This window comes from Curtobacterium sp. VKM Ac-2865 (assembly GCF_015350905.1).
In the GTDB taxonomy this organism is placed as follows: domain Bacteria; phylum Actinomycetota; class Actinomycetes; order Actinomycetales; family Microbacteriaceae; genus Curtobacterium.
On sequence record NZ_JADKRZ010000002.1, the window covers coordinates 503,214 to 519,596 of the forward strand.

A 16,383-nucleotide genomic window follows, 5' to 3' on the forward strand; every position below is an offset into this window, starting at 1 on the left:
GCATGTGATGTACGGTGTTCTGCATCGTCTCGAGGAGGTCCCCGTGTCCGCTGCTGCATCCCCGTCCGTCACCCCGACCGTCACCCCGACCGTCGACGAGCGGACGCTCGAGGTCGGCGGCACCTTCAACCTCCGTGACCTCGGCGGATTGCCCACCGTGGACGGGCGGGTTCTCGCACGCCGCCGGTTCCTCCGGTCGGGCAGCCTCGCCGGCCTGAGCAGTGCCGGTCGCGCACAGCTGGACCGGCTGGGCGTCCGGTCCGTCGTCGACCTCCGGACCGATCCGGAGCGCTCCGCCGCCCCAGACGCACTGGTGGGGTCAGCGGCGCAGGGGATGACGATCCCGCTGCTCGCCGGTGCTGCGTCCTCGATGGTGTCCGTCCCCACGCTGCACGACCTGTACCGCGGTCTGCTCGACGACGAGGGAGCCGGCATCGTCGAGTCCGTGCGGGTCCTCCTCGAACGGCCGGGCGGGGTGCTCGTCCACTGCTCTGCCGGCAAGGACCGGACCGGCGTGGTGGTCGCGCTCGTCCTGCTCGCCCTCGGGGTCGACCGGGACGACGTGCTCGACGACTACACGGCGACGGAACGGTTCCTGCCGGCGTCCTTCGGCCCCGCGGCGATCGCGATGGCCCGTCAGGTGCGGGAACGCGGCATCGCCGTCGACGACGACGCGGTCCTGGCGCTCGCGACCCGGTCACCACGCGCTGCCCTCGCCGCGGCGATCGACCACGTGGACGACCAGTGGGGCTCAGCGGCCGGCTACCTGTGGGCACACGGCCTGCCCGACGATGGCGTCGACCGGCTCCGGGCGCGTCTGCTCGCCTGACGCGCGCTCGGGTCTCAGTCCTCAACCTCGCGTCGGAGCTTCTGGCGCAGGTCGCTGGGGATGAGCTCCACGAGCTGGTCCGGGCGCACCGGCAGGTCGAGCAGGCTGAGCTTCACGCGGCCGGTGCGGCCGTGTCGCTCGGCGTCGAGGCGCACCACGCTGCCCGCGTCCTTCCGCAGGCGCATGTCGATCTGGGCGCCGGTGGCCACCTCGCCCACGACGAGCCCGTCGACCTCGAGCGCTGCGCTCCTGGTGCCCTCGGCGATGTCGAAGCGGTAGCGCTCCCGTGCCGCCAGGACCACGGCGCGGTCGATGCCGGCCATCGGCGCGACCGGGGTGACGACGGAGCCGGAGAGCGCCGGGGAGAGCACCGGACCACCCGCCGCGTAGTTGTAGGCCGTCGACCCGGCGGGGGTGGCCGCGACGATGGCGTCCGCCCGGTAGTACCCGTAGCCGAGGCCGCCCACGCTGAGGTCGGCCGACACCTGCCCCGAGCCCGGACGTCGGACGATCGTCAGGTCGTTGAACGCCAGGTAGTCCGTCCGGGCGCCACTCCAGGCCAGCCGGGCCTCGAGCGCGTGGTGCGGTTCGAGCTGGTACTCGCCCGCCGACAGCCGTTCGAGGGCGGCTTCGAGCTCCGGCGGTTCGATCTCCACCAGGAAGCCCACGTTGCCGTAGTTGACGCCGAGCACGGGCACCGGGCGCTTCGCGACGAGTCGCATGGCTCCGAGCATCGTGCCGTCGCCGCCCAGTGCGACGACGAGGTCGACGGTGGCGGTGAAGTCGTCGTCCTCGACCACCTCGATCGTGTCCCCGATGCGGGCGGCGTCGATGCGCCGAGCGACCAGGCGACCGAGGCCGGAGGAGTTCCAGCGCCGCAGGGTCGTGACGGACTCCTGCACGTTCTTGGTCGGGTGGACGACGAGGCCGACGACGGGCTGCTCCATGGCCGGATGCTACCGGGCGGACCTGCGCCAGACAGTGGACTCCGGCTGAACGGCTTCCATACACACACGAAACGCGATATTCTGTATTGATGCAGACCGCCGCCCTCTCCGTTGCCGTGCCCACCCTCCGACACGGCCGCGAGATCGTGCTCCTCGCCGAACACGAGTCGCAGGACTCGGGCTTCGGCTTCGTCGACGCGGAGCACCTCCTCGTCGCGGCCGTCGTCCTCTGCGGGGGCGTGCCGCGGCTCGCGGCAGTGCTGGATGCGCACGGTGTGACGCCGGCACGGGTCCGTGAGTCGATCCGGGTCTTCGTCGGCGCCGGGTCCGTCCCGTACCCGTCCGAGGAGGACCGCGTCGTGTGCACGCCGGCGGGAGCGCGAGTGCTCGCACGAGCGGCGCAGATCGCGGGTCCGCACGAGCGGGTCCGGCCGCACCACGTGGTCCTCGCCGTGCTCGACGGCATCGACGACCCGCTGATGGGCGCCGCGAACGACGTGCTGGAGCGCCTGGGCGTCGAGCCTCGCCGCTTCCGCCGCGCGATCCGTCGGGCGGCCCGCCGCTCCTGACGCGACGACAGGCGGACCGCAGCCTCCGCGCCGGACGCGCCCCGAGCCTCCCGGCGGTCCGTCCGTCACCGCTGGACGCACCCAGCCAACCCAGGTCACGCCCACGGCGAACAGGGGCAGCCCCGGGGCGGAGCGCTGGTTACTCTCGAAGTACTTGGCCGGACTCACACGAGACCGGCACAGCTGTCGGCTCCGATCGCAGGGGCCAAGGGAGAGCACATGTTCGAGAGATTCACCGACCGGGCCCGTCGTGTTGTCGTCCTCGCTCAAGAAGAAGCGAAGATGCTCAACCACAACTACATCGGGACCGAGCACATCCTCCTCGGCCTGATCCACGAGGGCGAGGGCGTCGCTGCCAAGGCGCTGGAGTCGCTCGGCATCTCGCTCGATGCCGTCCGTGAGCAGGTCCAGGACATCATCGGCCAGGGCCAGCAGCAGCCGACCGGGCACATCCCGTTCACGCCGCGCGCCAAGAAGGTGCTCGAGCTGTCCCTGCGCGAGGCGCTGCAGCTCGGCCACAACTACATCGGCACGGAGCACATCCTGCTCGGCCTGATCCGCGAGGGCGAGGGTGTCGCAGCCCAGGTCCTCGTGAAGCTCGGCGCCGACCTGAACCGGGTGCGCCAGCAGGTCATCCAGCTCCTGTCCGGCTACCAGGGCAAGGAAGCGGTCGCCGTCGGCGGCGAGCAGCAGCAGAACGCGCAGCAGGGTTCGCAGGTCCTCGACCAGTTCGGTCGGAACCTCACCCAGGCCGCGCGCGACGGCAAGCTCGACCCCGTCATCGGGCGCGAGAAGGAGATGGAGCGGGTCATGCAGATCCTCTCCCGACGCTCCAAGAACAACCCCGTCCTGATCGGTGAGCCCGGCGTCGGCAAGACCGCCGTCGTCGAAGGCCTCGCCCAGGCGATCGTCAAGGGCGACGTGCCCGAGACGCTCAAGGACAAGCAGCTCTACTCGCTCGACCTCGGGTCGCTCATCGCCGGGTCCCGCTACCGCGGTGACTTCGAGGAGCGCCTGAAGAAGGTCACGAAGGAGATCCGCACCCGCGGCGACATCATCGTCTTCATCGACGAGATCCACACGCTGGTCGGTGCCGGTGCTGCCGAGGGCGCGATCGACGCGGCGTCGATCCTCAAGCCGCTCCTGGCTCGTGGTGAGCTCCAGACCATCGGTGCCACCACCCTCGACGAGTACCGCAAGCACTTCGAGAAGGATGCAGCACTCGAGCGCCGCTTCCAGTCGGTGCAGGTCAACGAGCCGTCGCTGCCCCACACGATCAACATCCTCAAGGGCCTCCGCGACAAGTACGAGGCGTTCCACAAGGTGTCCATCACCGACGGGGCGATCGTCTCCGCGGCGAACCTGGCGGACCGCTACGTGCAGGACCGCTTCCTGCCCGACAAGGCCATCGACCTGATCGACGAGGCCGGCGCCCGCCTGCGTCTGTCGATCCTGTCGGCGCCGCCGGAGCTCCGCGAGTTCGACGAGAAGATCTCGACGGTCCGCGGGTCGAAGGAAGCCGCCATTGAGGAGCAGGACTTCGAGAAGGCCGCGTCGCTCCGTGACGAGGAGAAGAAGCTCCTCGGCGAGCGTCTCCGCCTCGAGAAGCAGTGGCGTGCCGGAGACGTTGCCGCATCCGGCACCGTCGACGAGGGCATCATCGCCGAGGTCCTGGCGCAGGCCACGGGCATCCCGGTGTTCAAGCTCACCGAAGAGGAGACCTCGCGTCTCGTCTTCATGGAGAAGGCCCTGCACCAGCGCGTCATCGGTCAGGAAGAGGCCATCTCGGCCCTGTCCAAGACCATCCGCCGCACGCGCGCCGGCCTCAAGGACCCGAACCGCCCCTCGGGCTCGTTCATCTTCGCCGGGCCCACGGGCGTCGGCAAGACCGAGCTCGCCAAGGCGCTCGCGGAGTTCCTGTTCGACGACGAGGGCGCACTGATCTCCCTCGACATGTCGGAGTTCGGCGAGAAGCACACCGTCTCGCGCCTGTTCGGTGCCCCTCCCGGGTTCGTCGGGTTCGAGGAGGGCGGCCAGCTCACCGAGAAGGTGCGCCGCAAGCCGTTCTCCGTGGTCCTGTTCGACGAGATCGAGAAGGCCCACCCGGACATCTTCAACTCGCTGCTGCAGGTCCTCGAAGAAGGTCGCCTGACCGATGGTCAGGGCCGCGTGGTCGACTTCAAGAACACCGTCATCATCATGACCACGAACCTCGGTTCGCAGGGCATCGCCGGTGGCCCGGTGGGCTTCCAGGTCGAGGGGGACTCGGGCGTCGGCTACGACCGCATGCGCTCGAAGGTGAACGAGGAGCTGAAGAAGCACTTCAAGCCGGAGTTCCTGAACCGCGTCGACGACACGATCGTGTTCCCGCAGCTGTCGCAGCCCGAGCTGCTGCAGATCGTGGACCTGTTCGTGAAGCGCCTGTCGGACCGCATGCTGGACCGCGACATGACCGTCGAGCTGACGGTCCCCGCCAAGGAGCAGCTCATCAAGGTCGGGTTCGACCCCGCCCTCGGTGCTCGCCCCCTGCGTCGCGCGATGCAGCACGAGGTCGAGGACCAGCTGTCCGAGCACATCCTGCAGGGTGAGCTCACCGCTGGCGACCACGTGAAGGTCGACTTCCGCGAGGGCAAGTTCGAGTTCGAGACCGGGCGTCAGCCGGGCCGCGAAGAGGTCCTCGCCGGTGCGCCGGCAGTCGAGGCCGGCACCGACGCGCCCCAGGGCGAGATCGAGAGCTAGGTCCCGACAGGGACGTCACGTCACCACATGACAGACGGGAGGCCCGGTGCCAGCTGGCACCGGGCCTCCCGTCCGTCTGCGCTCACGTCATGCGACGCGAGTCGGCCTGATCAGGCCTGGACGTCGCCGCGCCAGCCGTCGGCCGTGGGGGCCGCCTCGACGCGCTCCTTGTAGTTCTGCAGGTCCTTCTTGACGGCGTGGCCACCGACACCGACTGCGGAGCCGAGCTTCTCGAGGAAGCCGGAGGGCTGCCAGTCGATCTGCACGGTGACACGGGTCTCGGCGTCAGCGAGCTTGTGGAACGTGACGACGCCGGCGTGGTCGGTCTCGCCGTCCTTCACGGTCCAGGCGACACGCTCGTCCGGGTGCTGCTCGGTGATGACCGCGCGGAACTGACGCTCCTGGCCCGCGACCTTGACGGTCCAGTCGGTGGTGGTGTCGTCGACCTGGACGATCTTCTCCACCTCGTCGAGGAAGGTGGGGAACTCCTCGAAGCGAGTCCACTGGTCGTAGGCGGCGCGAACGGGGACGCTGACGTCGACGGTCTCGATGATCTGGGGCATTGGAACTCCTTGAGCTTCTTGTCTCGTCGTCTTGCCCTGCCGAACGTAGGCCGATGCCCTGGACGCGGGCCCCGTCGATGTCCCCCGGGCGCGCTCGTGCTGTCGGGACGGCTCTGCTGGGCCGTGGGTGTCGTTGCTGTCCGCCTGGTCCGCCAGCCCGCCGTAGGGTGGTGCGGATGACTCACCACGGGAAGCACGCGTTCGACGAACGGGACGACCACGGCATCCTGGTGCGCCCCGCACTCGCGTCGGACGTGCCGCACATCCAGCGGCTCATCTCCCCGTACGTGGACCGACGCATCCTGCTCGGCAAGGAGAACGTCGCGCTGTACGGCTCGATCCAGCAGTTCCGCATCGCCGAGGGACCCGACGGCACGCCCATCGGGTGCGGTGCCCTCGCCGTGTTCTGGGACGACATCGCCGAGGTGCGCACGCTCGCCCTCGACGAGGACTGGATCCACAAGCGCGTGGGGCACCGGATGCTCGAGGCGCTCGAGCACGACGCCCGTGAACTCGGGGTCGCCCGGATCTTCTGCCTGACGTTCGAGGTCGAGTTCTTCGCCAAGCACGGCTACCTCGAGATCGGCGAGCAGGTCGTCGACCCGGACGTGTACGCCGAGCTCGTGCGGTCGTCGGACGAGGGCGTCGCGGAGTTCCTCGACCTGGCCCGGGTGAAGCCGAACACACTCGGCAACACCCGCATGCTGAAGATCCTCTGACGGGTTCTCCCGGTGCTCGGCGGGGTTCCGCTCTGGGCTGGGCGGCGTTGTCTAGCCTGAGCGCATGTCGTCGCTCCGTCACCCCGTCGGCCCCGAGAAGCCGGTCGTCTACTGGCGCCGTCGTCTGCTCGTGATCGCGGCCATCGTCGTCATCGTGGTCGTCGTCGTGCTCATCGTCGTGGGGCGGGGGACCGGGGCTCCGGTGGCTGGGTCGTCAGCGTCTGCGTCCGCGGGCGCTGGTGCTGCTGCTGACGCCGGTGGGTCTGATGCGGGTTCCGGGCCGTCTGGTCCGTCCGGGTCTGGCGCGTCGGGGGCCCCGGCGCCGTCGGCCAGCGCTGCCGCTGACGGGGCAGCGTGCACGGCCGACCAGATCACGCTGGAGCCCGTCCTCGACAAGAGCACCTACGGCCCGACCGAGGACCCGAAGATCGCGATGTCGATCGCGAACACCGGGTCGAACGCGTGCAGCATGGACCTCGGCTCGGCGCAGCAGGTCCTGACGATCAGCTCCGGAGCGGAGCAGTACTGGTCGTCGAAGGACTGCCAGACCGGAGGGACGAACCAGGACGTCACGATCAAGGCCGGGCAAACCCTGACCACGCCGGCGATCGCGTGGGACCGCACCCGGTCGTCGAAGGACACCTGCGACGCCGCACGGCCCGCCGTGACCGCCGGTGGGGCCAGCTACCACCTGGAGGTTGCGGTGGGCGACGTGAAGGCGAAGGGGTCGGCGCAGTTCGTCCTGAACTGAGGGGTGGCCGCGGTGCGTGGTAACATTTCATCAAGTGGATTGGGAAAGCCCGATCGGCGTTCAACCCCCGGCTTGTCCGGGGGTTTTCGCTGTCCTGGGTGATGCTGTCCCACGGCTCGATCTCAGGGGTAGATCTTCAGCCCCCACCCCTCGACCCGTCCCTGTGGTGAGCGAGGCATCCTGCTCAGGATCGCCTCCCACGCCCGATTGGGCTGATCCGGCTTGAGGAGGTGCGTACCGATCGGACGTGCCACCATGTCCGCGATCTGTAGCCCTGTGCTGTTCGCTTGCTTGCTGGCGATCCTGAAACGGAACGAGCCGGACATCCCACGCATGCGGGTGGTCGACATGATCCGGTCGAACTCGCGCTCGAGATCCTGGTCTTCCCGTCGCCCTCGGCTCTCGAAGATGACAACAGTCTCCTGACCCGCGGCGGCGCACCGCTGGAGTTGGAGGAACACGCGTTCGAGTCCGAATTCGAGGGCGACGTCGTAGGGACTTCTCGCCCCGCCGTTCTGCTCTCGGAACTCCGTCTTCCGGATGGCGGTCGCCACGATCCCGAACCGCTGTTCGAAGACGGCGTCGATCCGGTCCATGAACGACGCGCGGACGTCGGCTCGGAGCAGGATGTCGAACGGTGGGGTGGCCTGGCGGATCTCGCGTTCGTGCAGCACGACCATGTCGTGGTTGAAGAAGTCGAACTTCATCCGCTGGACCAGGGGCACCACGTGGTCGACGTAGACGTCGATCGGGAAGACACAGAAGGCCAGGACGAACATCGGGTAGTCCGGGTTGATCTTCGTGAGGCTGTGATCGCCGCTCTCGTCCACGTAAACGATGTACCCACTGGACATGGTACGGCAGCATATCAGCGGACTGGTTGCGACCGAGGTTCGAGCGCGGGTCGCGTGCTACTTGAACGCGGGTGTCTCCGCGTGGCACCGCACCGGCTTGCCCGCAGAGCCGTGCTCCTCGGCGATGACCTTCTGGCCGTCGAGCAGGATCTTGCAGCTCGCGGTCCGGCCAGCAGGAGGCGTTGCCCGGACCGAAGCGGGGTCCTTCGCGAGGACGATGGACTCGTGCGTCCAGGTGGCCACACCGCCGTGGGCAGCGCCGGGGCGGGTGGCGGCCTTGGAGATCGTGCGGGTGGTCGCTGCGTCGCCACGCTTCTCGGCACCGAGGTAGCGGACGTCGTGCAGGATGCTGGCGTCGGGGGCGTCGACACTGACCTGGTACGTGACCGCCCAGGCGTCGCCGACCTGCTGGTGGAGCTGGGAGCAGCCCGTCAGGGTGAGGGTGACCGCGGCGAGGGCGGCGACTGCTGCAAGTGTTTTGTGCATGAAAACACAATCGCGGCCGGCCGATCGAACTTCGTCATGACGAAGTATCGATCGAGTCCGACCGCGGTCGTGTTCGAGGTCAGCCGACCGGATGACGGTCAGCGTTCCTCAGGGGTTCAGCCGATGACGGTGATGTTCTCCGCCTGCGGGCCCTTGCGGCCCTCGGTGATCTCGAACTCCACCTTCTGGTTCTCCTCGAGGCCGCGGTAGCCGCTGCCCGAGATCGCCGAGAAGTGCGCGAAGACGTCGGCGCTCTGGTCGTCCGGGGCGATGAACCCGAAGCCCTTTTCGTTGTTAAACCACTTGACGGTTCCAGTTGCCATGATGGCGTTTCCTTAACTGTTCTTGCTTTCCATCGCGGTATGACACGCAGACGGAGCCTCGTCGTATGTCGACGAGGGTGATGCGCCACGCGGGCAGGTGCCGGCGGGACGGGTTCGGGGTCAGACCCGGAGGCCAGTGACCCGTGAGTCCGGTTGAGGGGCATTGCACCTCGTCCAGACGTTGGGCGCCGCCGAAGCGGTTCCACCAACCTAGCGCGTCTGGAGCGCCAGGACCAGACGAAGTCGCCGTGATCGAGCAAAATCTGGTGAACTTGGTCCTGATGGCAGACAAGGAACAGCGCTTCCGGAGTGAACAGCTCGAGGAAGCCCTCGCACAGCAGGACGTCGCCGCGGTCGCGTTCGCGCTGCGGAACGACATCGTGATCGTCCCCCGCCTGGTCACCGGCAAGAAGGACATGCAGGTGCGTGTCTTCGGCCGCGAAGGGTCCGAGAAGCGCATCCTGCTGCTGTTCTCGTCGGCTGATGCCTACACCGCGATGGTCCCCGACGAGAAGGTCCGGCAGGTCATGGTCTACGACGCCGAGCGCCTCGAGGAGTTCCTCGCCGCACACCTCGACTCGCTCGAGGGCGTCTTCTTCGACATCGCCGGCCCGAACACGATGCAGTCGGACCCCGCTGACCTGCTGGCCGCATTGCGCACCTGAGCCCCACCGTTCGGTCAGAACGCGGCGTCGAGCTCACGTTCTCGAACGGACTTCGTCATCGAGAACGCGACGCGGAGTGCCTCACGCAGGTGTTCGGCATCTGCGCCGAGGACGGTCGTGAAGCCGAGGCGTCTGGCTTCGCTGGCACGCTGCTTCGCTCCGGTGGCCTGACGGATCTCGCCGGCGAGGCTGATCTCGCCGATGGCCGCGAGCGTATGCGGGTAGGGGCGGTCCCGCGCAGCGCTGGCGAGGGCGAGCACGATGGCGAGGTCGGCGCCCGGCTCGGTGATCTTGATGCCGCCGACGGTGGAGACGTACACGTCGACGTCGGAGAGCTTGATGCCCGCACGGCGTTCGAGGACCGCGAGCAGCATCGCCACGCGTGACGAGTCGACCCCGTTCACGACCCGGCGGGGCTGCGGCGCGGAGCTGGGGACGACGAGGGCCTGGATCTCGACGGGGAGCGCGCGGCGGCCTTCCATCGCGACGGTGATGCACGTGCCCGACACCGGGGCGCCGTTGCGGGACATGAACAGGCCGCTGGGGTCGGGGACCTCGTGGATGCCGTCGCCAGCCATGTCGAAGCAGCCGACCTCGTCGGTGGGGCCGAAGCGGTTCTTCAAGGCCCGGACGAAGCGGAGTGCGGTCTGGCGGTCGCCCTCGAAGTGGCAGACGACGTCGACGAGGTGCTCGAGCAGACGCGGGCCGGCGATGCTGCCGTCCTTGGTGACGTGGCCGACGATCAGCACCGGCAGGTTGCGCTGCTTGGCTTCGCGGATGAGCGTCGAGGCGACTTCGCGGACCTGCGAGGTGCCACCGGCGATGCCGTCGATCGAGGCCGAGGAGATCGTCTGCACAGAGTCGGCGATGAGCAGGTCCGGCTGCACCTGGTCGATCTGCCCGAGGATGACGCCGAGGTCGACCTCGCTCGCCAGGTAGAGGTCGTCGTGCATCGCACCGGTGCGCTCGGCGCGCAGGCGGACCTGATCGACGGACTCCTCGGCACTGACGTAGAGCACACGCTTGCCCATCGCTGCCGCACGCGAGGCGACTTCGAGCAGGAGCGTCGACTTGCCGACGCCAGGCTCACCGCTCAGCAGGACGGCCGCACCGGGGACGATCCCGCCACCGAGCACGCGGTCGAACTCGCCGATGCCGGTCTGCCAGCGGGGGACGGCTCCGACGCGGGCCTGGGTGATCGGCTGCGCGACGCGGGTGCCGGTGACCGCGATGGCGTTCGTGCCGCGGGCACTGGCGGTGGTGGCCGAAGTGTCCTCCACCGTTCCCCAGGACTGGCACTCACCGCAGCGGCCGACCCACTTGATCGTGGTCCACCCGCACTCGGAGCAGCGGAACGTGGACTGGGGGCGGGCCATGCGACGAGGTTAGGCCCGGCCGCCGACATCACCCGACTGCTCAGACGGGGCGTCGGGGTCGGTCGGTTCGTCGGGCTCCTGCTGCGTGGGGACCGACCCGGTCATCCGCTGCCGGAGGCGCTCGACGGGACCGGCCTGGTGGGCGAGGTCGAGGTCGTCGGCGCCCTCGGTGTCCTGTTCCGCGCGGGCGTTCGCGACGGCGCCGGCTTCGCGGCCGAGGTCCTCGGCCTCTCGCGCGGAGAGGTAGTGCCGGATCGCGGCGACGGTGTCCACGCGGGCGTCGACCGCCGGTTCGAAGGCGCTGGCCCAGACCTCGTAGCCCCGGTCGTTCGGGTGGAACAGGTCCCCGTAGGTGTTGAAGAACGTGCGGCGGATGCCCACGCGCTTGGTGATGCCGTGCAGCGGGGCGACGGTCAGCCCGAGCTCGTCGGCGACGCGGTGGATGATCTCGTTCGCGACGGCGACCTTGCGCTCGCGGTCGGGGGAGAACATGCACGGCAGCTCGGCCACCACGGCGTGCGAGGGGACGGCGCCGTAGATCGCCCGGATGTTGCGCTCGAACTTGTCGGGGTGGAAGTCGGCGATGTCGTTCGCGCCGATCGACACCGTGCAGACGTCAGGCGTGAAGTGCTGCAGCTTCGGGAGCTGGTCCCGCTTCGCGCCCCACGTCGTCGCTCCGGACACGCTGAGGTTCACGACCCGCACCGTCATGCGGGAACGGTGCCGGATCCGTCGGGCGAGCAGGCCGACGTACCCACGGGACGGGACCGTCGCGCCGACGCCCTGCGCCGCGGAGTCACCGATCGCCAGGTAGGTGATCTGCCCCTCGTGGTGGAGCCGTTCGCGCCACCAGTCCGCGTGGATGGGGAGCATCTCGACCACGCGCTGCGAGGCCGCTTTCTGTCCCTTGACCCCGGCGCGCGCGCCGACGGCCGCGCCACCGGCGACCACGAGGCCGCCGCCGACGGAGGAGATCAGGGCGATGAGGGTGCGCGTCTTCATGTCGAGGACGCTACGCCCGCGGGACTCATCGGATCAGAGCGGACGCTGGGTGTGTGGAGCGGCCTTCGAGTCGGCCGCCTGTGGAGGGCAGGCCGACCTGCGGTGTCGCCGGGGGCCTCCTGGATCGTGTAAACTCTCTCCCGGTACCGTGTCCGAGCGGCCGAAGGATCATGTCTCGAAAACATGTGTGGGGGCAACTCCACCGTGGGTTCAAATCCCACCGGTACCGCCACAGAAAACCCTCGCTCACGCGGGGGTTTTCTTCTTTGTGCGAGCGCCTCTGGTGCAAACGTTGTGCCCTCGCGGAGCCGGCGTGCCGTGAAGCGCGAGTGGGGACCCGACCTATGATTCGCTTGACCCGGGGAGGGGCCATGGACAGCGAGTCGCTCAACATCGACGACCCGACCCTCCGTGCACTCAGCATGCGCTCCGTCGTCGTGAGGCCCGGGGCCCAGGGCGCGCTCATGTCGAAGGGGATCGACTCGCTCGCAGCGGGGCTCACCGCGGGCGACAGCCTGCTCGAAGCTGCCCGTCCGGCCGTCCGGTCCGGTGGGTTCGCCGTGCAGTCCGCCGGGACGCGGCCGTCGTACCCGACGATCTCCGACGTCCTGCCGGAGCCCGCGCCCAACGGCGTCAGCACCACGACCGGAGCAACCCCATGAAGAAGACAGGCATCCTCAACGCGGAGCTCAATGCCGGGCTCAGCCGACTCGGGCACGGAGACCTCGTGGTCGTCGCGGACTGTGGGCTGCCGATCCCACCCGGGGTCCAGGTCGTCGACCTCGCGCTCGTGCACGGGGTTCCGCGATTCGTCGACGTGCTCGATGCGCTGCTCGGCGACGCAGTGTTCCAGGAGTGCGTCGTCGCGACCGAGGCGGCTGGCACCGACGCCGGTGCGTGGCTCGCGGAGCGGTTCCCCGAGCGACGTGCGGTGTCGCACGAGGAGCTCAAGGCGATGTCCGCCGACGCCCGGCTGTTCGTTCGGACGGGAGAAGCGACGGCCTTCGCGAACGCGGTGCTGGTGTGCGGCGTGCCGTTCTGAGGTCCTGCCGGAGGGAGCCTCCCGTCGCGGGATGACCATGCCCAATCCATCTGCGCGGAGGACGGTCTGACGGCGACCTCAGCGCCGGCTCACGCAGAAGCACCCCGACGGTGGCGAGACCGTCGGGGTGCACGGCCACGGAACTTCGAGAAGCTCCGAGCCGTGGACAACAGTACGCGATGGATTCGCACGACGCATGTCGCGAAGCTGCCTTCCCCCGACCGGGGCGCCCTGGAGGATGACGTCCTACGACAGGTCGAGCAGCCGCAGGACGTACCCGTCGGGGACGGTGCCGCTGTCGCCGATGTAGTGGAAGAACAGGTCGGTGGCTTCGTCGGCGTCGAACACCTCTGCTGAGTGCACGGCGTGGTCGGTGCCCGCGACGTTCACGGCCTCGGTGAGTGGTTCGCCGAGGTCGTGCGGCCGCCCGACGACGTAGTGGCGCAGCTGACCGTCCTCGACGCGCTGCAGCTCCACGCTCATGCGGTCGGCGCTGCCACCGGCCTGCAGGTACCGGCTGTTCCAGTCCTCGTTCGAGTAGCCCGGAGCATCGGGCCAGCCAGCCTCGTCCGGGACGAACCAGAGCTGGTAGGCAAAGCGGCCCTCGCTCGTGCCGTCGAGCAGCCCGAGCATGCGCCGGATCTGGTCGCGGTAAGAGCGGAATTCGTTCGACAGCTTCGAGTTGCTGGCGCTGTTGACAGTGTGGATGAACACGAGGTCCCCGTCTGGATGGTGGTGTGAGCACGGCGGAGCGCGCGGCTGTGTGGGCGTCGGAGTCGACGCTACGGGACTTCCTTCAGGATGACCGATGTGATCTTCCAGACCTTGCCGTCGATCGTGACGGTGGCGGGGTTGTCGTAGCTGACCATGTCGTCGAAGAGCCGCTGCTGCGCGTTCCTCGACGCGGTGCCGCTCTTCACCTCGACCCCGGCGAGCGTGCCGTCCGGCTTCTCCAGCAGACCGTCGAACAGGCGACCGTTCGGTGCACCGTCGACATGGGCGAGCTTCTGGTCCGTGCGGAACGGCAGCCCCTCGTCCTCGGCGACCTCGCGGACGCCGCGGAGCTCCTTCTCCTTGACCTCGGCCTGCGAGAGCTGGTTCCCGTCCGACCGGTACGTCCCGTCGTTGCTGCGCCCCGGGTGCTGCTCGTTCGGCTCCTTGGCGTTCCGAGCGCGTTCGGCGTTGTCCGTCCGGTACGGGGTGCTCCGGTCGTCGGTCATCGCGTGCACGCCGAGCCCGATGGCACCGGTGCCGGCGAGGGCTGCGCCGGCCGCGATGACGCCGGCGCCGGAGACGTTCAGTGCGACGCCGGCGGGGGCTCCGACGACGGTCAGGTCGAGGGCGACCCCGCCGCCCTCCATCGCGGTCCCGAGGGCCATCGTCGCCAGGCCCCCGAGGAGCTCGAGCACCTCGTCCGGGTGGTTCACCATCGCGTTGCCGAGGGAGGCGAAGACGTTGCCGGCGGTGGCGGCTGCGTCCTGCAGGTAGGGCAGCCCGGCGGTGGCCTGCACGCCCGCGATCGTCACCCCGAGCTCGGTGACGGTCTTCACCGTGTGCCAGGCGTCCTCGAACCAGTTGTCACCGCCGCCGGCCTCGTTGCTGGTCGCCGACGCAGCGGTGCTGACGGCGTGGGCGTCGACCGTCGACGGCGTGATCCCGTCGAGCTCGGCCGCGACGGCGTCGAGCGTCGAGGTGACGTGGTCGTTGTGGGCCTGCACACGCATCCGCAGCCCGAGCTCCTCGGTGACGAGCGCGGGGACCTGCTGCCAGTTGCTGACGACGGCCCCGACCGCGCCGAGGAGGTCCCCCTGGGAGGCAGCCTTGGCGGCCTCGGCGGCGACCTGGCCGGGGGCCGAGGCGTGGAAGGCGTCGATCTGCCGGACGAGCGCGTCGTGGCTCTGCTCGAGTTCCTCGATGCGGTTGGCGGCGCGGGAGGCGACCCGCAGGAACGCGTCCCCGGCGCTCTGCAGGTGCCTGGCCTTCGTCACGGCTGGGTCCATCAGCGGCGTCAGCGCCGGCTGCAGGGCGTCCGAGGTGAAGACCGCGGGGAGGCCGGACCAGGACCGCGACGCGGCGGTCGCGGCGGACAGGACGCCGTCGGTGGCGGTCGCGAACCGCTGTGCTGCGGAGCGGAGCGCGGCGGCGTCGTCGGTGACGTCCGTGACGTCGGCGGCGGTCAGCGCGCCCGCGAGGACGCTCACCGACCCATGCCGCTGGCATCGGCAGCGAGGTGACTGTCGGTCGCGGTGATCGCGTCGTGCGCCGTGGTGAGCGACGCGGCGAGGCTCGTCATGCGGACACCGACGTCGTCGCTGCGCCCGCGGAAGCGGCCGGCGAGCCGACCGAGGGCACCGCTCAGCTGCGGCGAGGTGGCAGCGGCGGCGGCCGCGCTCAGCGCGGCGTCAGCGGCAGCCGCCTGCACGCCGGCGGTCCCGCCGTTCACGTTCAGGTCGCCGACCAGCGACGAGAGCCCGCCCGCGTCGACTCGCAGTTCCCCAGCCATGGTCCCCCCAGATCCCCCGACAGCGTGGTGCAGCTGCCACCCTAGGGCGACGGCGGCCGTCGCGCACCTCCGGCGCTGCCGGCGGCGGTGACCACGTGCCGGACGGGAGGCTCGGTCGCGGGACGAGCCTCCCGTCCGGTGGGTGGAGGCGTCAGAACGACGCGAGCGCACTGGTGCTGAGCTGGTGGACGGCTGGCGCGGCGCAGGACTCGAACAGCGCCCCGGAGGCGGGCACGAAGAGCGCCTGGCGCGACCCCGGCGGGATCACGCGGAAGCCGTCCGTCACACGCGGGTGGCACGTGGCGGAGTCCCAGTCGCCGGCGTCCCGGACAGTGACGACCGCCTGGACCTCGCCGGACGGGCGGAGGGTGAGGGTCTGGTGCGGCGTCGAGCGGTCGAGCGTCGCCGCGTTGCCGATCTGCGTGCCGTTGCCGCCGCCCACGAAGGAGATGCCGGGCCAGCCCTGCAGCGTGCAGGACTGTGCGCCGGTGTTCCGCAGGATGATCGCGACCCGGGTGGCGCCCGCGCTGCTGCCGCCGCCGTCGGCGACCGACCCGGAGAGCTGGGAGGTGGCGCACCGGGCACCCGCTGCGGACGCGCCGGTGCCGGCGGGGGCGGGCGCGGCGGCCGTGCCGGAGCCGCGGGAGGGCGCCGGGGCAGAGGTGCTGCCCACGGTGGAGGGTGCCGTCGCGGCGGGCGTGGAGCGGCTCGGCGCAGTGGTCGGGCCGGTGGTGGGACTGGCGGACGTCGAGGTGCCGGTCGAGGCCCCCGTCGGCGGGTGCGCGGCCGTTGCTGCTCCGTTGCCGCCGCCGGAGCAGGCGGTCAGCAGGACCGCCATGGCGGTGATGCCGATGATCGGCAGGATGGTCCGTACGCGTGCTGTGGTCATGGGTCCAGCGTGTGCCCGGCACGTGGCTCGGCTGCGGCAGCCGTGTGTCAGTCCGGTGACAGGGTCGGTCGGCGGGGCTCAGCCGGCCGGGTCGGTCGGCGGGGCTCAGCCGGCCGGGGCGATCGG

The 16,383-nt window shown here is 69.9% G+C and carries 19 protein-coding genes and 1 tRNA gene; 9 read left to right on the forward strand and 11 right to left on the reverse strand.

Annotation, left to right across the window (positions count from 1 at the left end; translation table 11 throughout):
- Positions 1-43: 43 nt before the first annotated feature.
- Entirely contained in the window at positions 44-829 is a 786-nt protein-coding gene (locus ITJ54_RS07540; RefSeq protein ID WP_194626985.1) for a tyrosine-protein phosphatase, read from the forward strand.
- A gap of 14 nt (positions 830-843) precedes the next feature.
- On the opposite strand, the gene ITJ54_RS07545 is transcribed toward ITJ54_RS07540, so the two are convergent.
- Entirely contained in the window at positions 844-1,776 is a 933-nt protein-coding gene (locus ITJ54_RS07545) for an NAD(+)/NADH kinase (RefSeq protein ID WP_194626987.1), read from the reverse strand.
- 89 nt (positions 1,777-1,865) lie between these two features.
- Here ITJ54_RS07545 and ITJ54_RS07550 point away from each other — a divergent pair, with 89 nt between their 5' ends.
- Both ITJ54_RS07550 and ITJ54_RS07555 read left to right on the forward strand, forming a co-directional pair.
- Positions 1,866-2,345 (forward strand): Clp protease N-terminal domain-containing protein, encoded by a 480-nt coding sequence (locus ITJ54_RS07550; RefSeq protein WP_194626989.1) that lies wholly within the window; start codon positions 1,866-1,868, stop codon positions 2,343-2,345.
- Between the two features lie 219 nt (positions 2,346-2,564).
- Positions 2,565-5,084 carry an ATP-dependent Clp protease ATP-binding subunit gene (locus tag ITJ54_RS07555; protein ID WP_194626991.1) on the forward strand — a complete coding sequence of 840 codons (2,520 nt, stop codon included), beginning with the start codon at positions 2,565-2,567 and terminating at the stop codon, positions 5,082-5,084.
- 110 nt (positions 5,085-5,194) lie between these two features.
- Here ITJ54_RS07555 and ITJ54_RS07560 read toward each other — a convergent pair whose 3' ends face one another.
- Positions 5,195-5,647 carry an SRPBCC family protein gene (locus tag ITJ54_RS07560; protein ID WP_194626993.1) on the reverse strand — a complete coding sequence of 151 codons (453 nt, stop codon included), beginning with the start codon at positions 5,645-5,647 and terminating at the stop codon, positions 5,195-5,197.
- Between the two features lie 176 nt (positions 5,648-5,823).
- On the opposite strand from ITJ54_RS07560, the gene ITJ54_RS07565 reads away from it, so the two are divergent.
- Positions 5,824-6,366, forward strand: a complete 543-nt coding sequence (locus ITJ54_RS07565) for an amino-acid N-acetyltransferase (protein WP_071278843.1) — start codon at positions 5,824-5,826, stop codon at positions 6,364-6,366.
- Positions 6,367-6,430: 64 nt separating this feature from the next.
- Positions 6,431-7,117, forward strand: coding sequence for a hypothetical protein (locus ITJ54_RS07570; RefSeq protein WP_194626994.1), 687 nt, complete (start codon positions 6,431-6,433; stop codon positions 7,115-7,117).
- A gap of 122 nt (positions 7,118-7,239) precedes the next feature.
- Here ITJ54_RS07570 and ITJ54_RS07575 read toward each other — a convergent pair whose 3' ends face one another.
- The 3 genes from ITJ54_RS07575 to ITJ54_RS07585 all read right to left on the reverse strand — a co-directional run bounded on the left by ITJ54_RS07575 (position 7,240) and on the right by ITJ54_RS07585 (position 8,780).
- Complete coding sequence (locus ITJ54_RS07575; protein WP_194626995.1) at positions 7,240-7,971, reverse strand: DUF3800 domain-containing protein; 732 nt, start codon at positions 7,969-7,971, stop codon at positions 7,240-7,242.
- 57 nt (positions 7,972-8,028) lie between these two features.
- Positions 8,029-8,457 carry a hypothetical protein gene (locus ITJ54_RS07580; protein WP_194626996.1) on the reverse strand — a complete coding sequence of 143 codons (429 nt, stop codon included), beginning with the start codon at positions 8,455-8,457 and terminating at the stop codon, positions 8,029-8,031.
- Between the two features lie 116 nt (positions 8,458-8,573).
- Positions 8,574-8,780, reverse strand: coding sequence for a cold-shock protein (locus ITJ54_RS07585; protein ID WP_071278847.1), 207 nt, complete (start codon positions 8,778-8,780; stop codon positions 8,574-8,576).
- 248 nt (positions 8,781-9,028) lie between these two features.
- On the opposite strand from ITJ54_RS07585, the gene ITJ54_RS07590 reads away from it, so the two are divergent.
- Positions 9,029-9,445, forward strand: a complete 417-nt coding sequence (locus ITJ54_RS07590) for an SseB family protein (RefSeq protein ID WP_194626997.1) — start codon at positions 9,029-9,031, stop codon at positions 9,443-9,445.
- A 14-nt stretch (positions 9,446-9,459) separates the two neighbouring features.
- On the opposite strand, the gene radA is transcribed toward ITJ54_RS07590, so the two are convergent.
- Both radA and ITJ54_RS07600 read right to left on the reverse strand, forming a co-directional pair.
- Positions 9,460-10,821, reverse strand: coding sequence for a DNA repair protein RadA (gene radA, locus ITJ54_RS07595; RefSeq protein ID WP_194626998.1), 1,362 nt, complete (start codon positions 10,819-10,821; stop codon positions 9,460-9,462).
- A 9-nt stretch (positions 10,822-10,830) separates the two neighbouring features.
- The gene (locus ITJ54_RS07600) at positions 10,831-11,823 is read right to left on the reverse strand and encodes an SGNH/GDSL hydrolase family protein (RefSeq protein ID WP_194626999.1); all 993 of its coding nucleotides are present in this window, start codon (positions 11,821-11,823) and stop codon (positions 10,831-10,833) included.
- Between the two features lie 142 nt (positions 11,824-11,965).
- Between ITJ54_RS07600 and ITJ54_RS07605 the strand changes: the two genes are divergently transcribed.
- The 3 genes from ITJ54_RS07605 (at position 11,966) to rbsD (ending at position 12,865) form a co-directional block, all read left to right on the forward strand.
- Positions 11,966-12,055, forward strand: a tRNA-Ser gene (locus ITJ54_RS07605).
- 139 nt (positions 12,056-12,194) lie between these two features.
- The gene (locus ITJ54_RS07610; RefSeq protein WP_194627000.1) at positions 12,195-12,485 is read left to right on the forward strand and encodes a hypothetical protein; all 291 of its coding nucleotides are present in this window, start codon (positions 12,195-12,197) and stop codon (positions 12,483-12,485) included.
- The gene (gene rbsD / locus ITJ54_RS07615; RefSeq protein ID WP_194627001.1) at positions 12,482-12,865 is read left to right on the forward strand and encodes a D-ribose pyranase; all 384 of its coding nucleotides are present in this window, start codon (positions 12,482-12,484) and stop codon (positions 12,863-12,865) included. The genes ITJ54_RS07610 and rbsD overlap by 4 nt, the downstream gene beginning before the upstream one ends.
- A 246-nt stretch (positions 12,866-13,111) precedes the next feature.
- Here the strand turns inward: rbsD and ITJ54_RS07620 are convergent, their stop codons facing one another.
- The 4 genes from ITJ54_RS07620 to ITJ54_RS07635 form a co-directional block, all read right to left on the reverse strand.
- The gene (locus ITJ54_RS07620) at positions 13,112-13,579 is read right to left on the reverse strand and encodes a hypothetical protein (protein ID WP_194627003.1); all 468 of its coding nucleotides are present in this window, start codon (positions 13,577-13,579) and stop codon (positions 13,112-13,114) included.
- 68 nt (positions 13,580-13,647) lie between these two features.
- Positions 13,648-15,066: a hypothetical protein gene (locus ITJ54_RS07625; protein WP_194627005.1), complete on the reverse strand. Its 1,419-nt coding sequence runs from the start codon at positions 15,064-15,066 to the stop codon at positions 13,648-13,650.
- Complete coding sequence (locus ITJ54_RS07630) at positions 15,063-15,368, reverse strand: hypothetical protein (RefSeq protein WP_194627007.1); 306 nt, start codon at positions 15,366-15,368, stop codon at positions 15,063-15,065. The genes ITJ54_RS07625 and ITJ54_RS07630 overlap by 4 nt, the downstream gene beginning before the upstream one ends.
- A gap of 151 nt (positions 15,369-15,519) precedes the next feature.
- On the reverse strand, positions 15,520-16,257 hold the full coding sequence (locus ITJ54_RS07635) for a DUF4232 domain-containing protein (protein WP_194627009.1): 738 nt from the start codon (positions 16,255-16,257) through the stop codon (positions 15,520-15,522).
- Between the last annotated feature and the right edge of the window lie 126 nt (positions 16,258-16,383).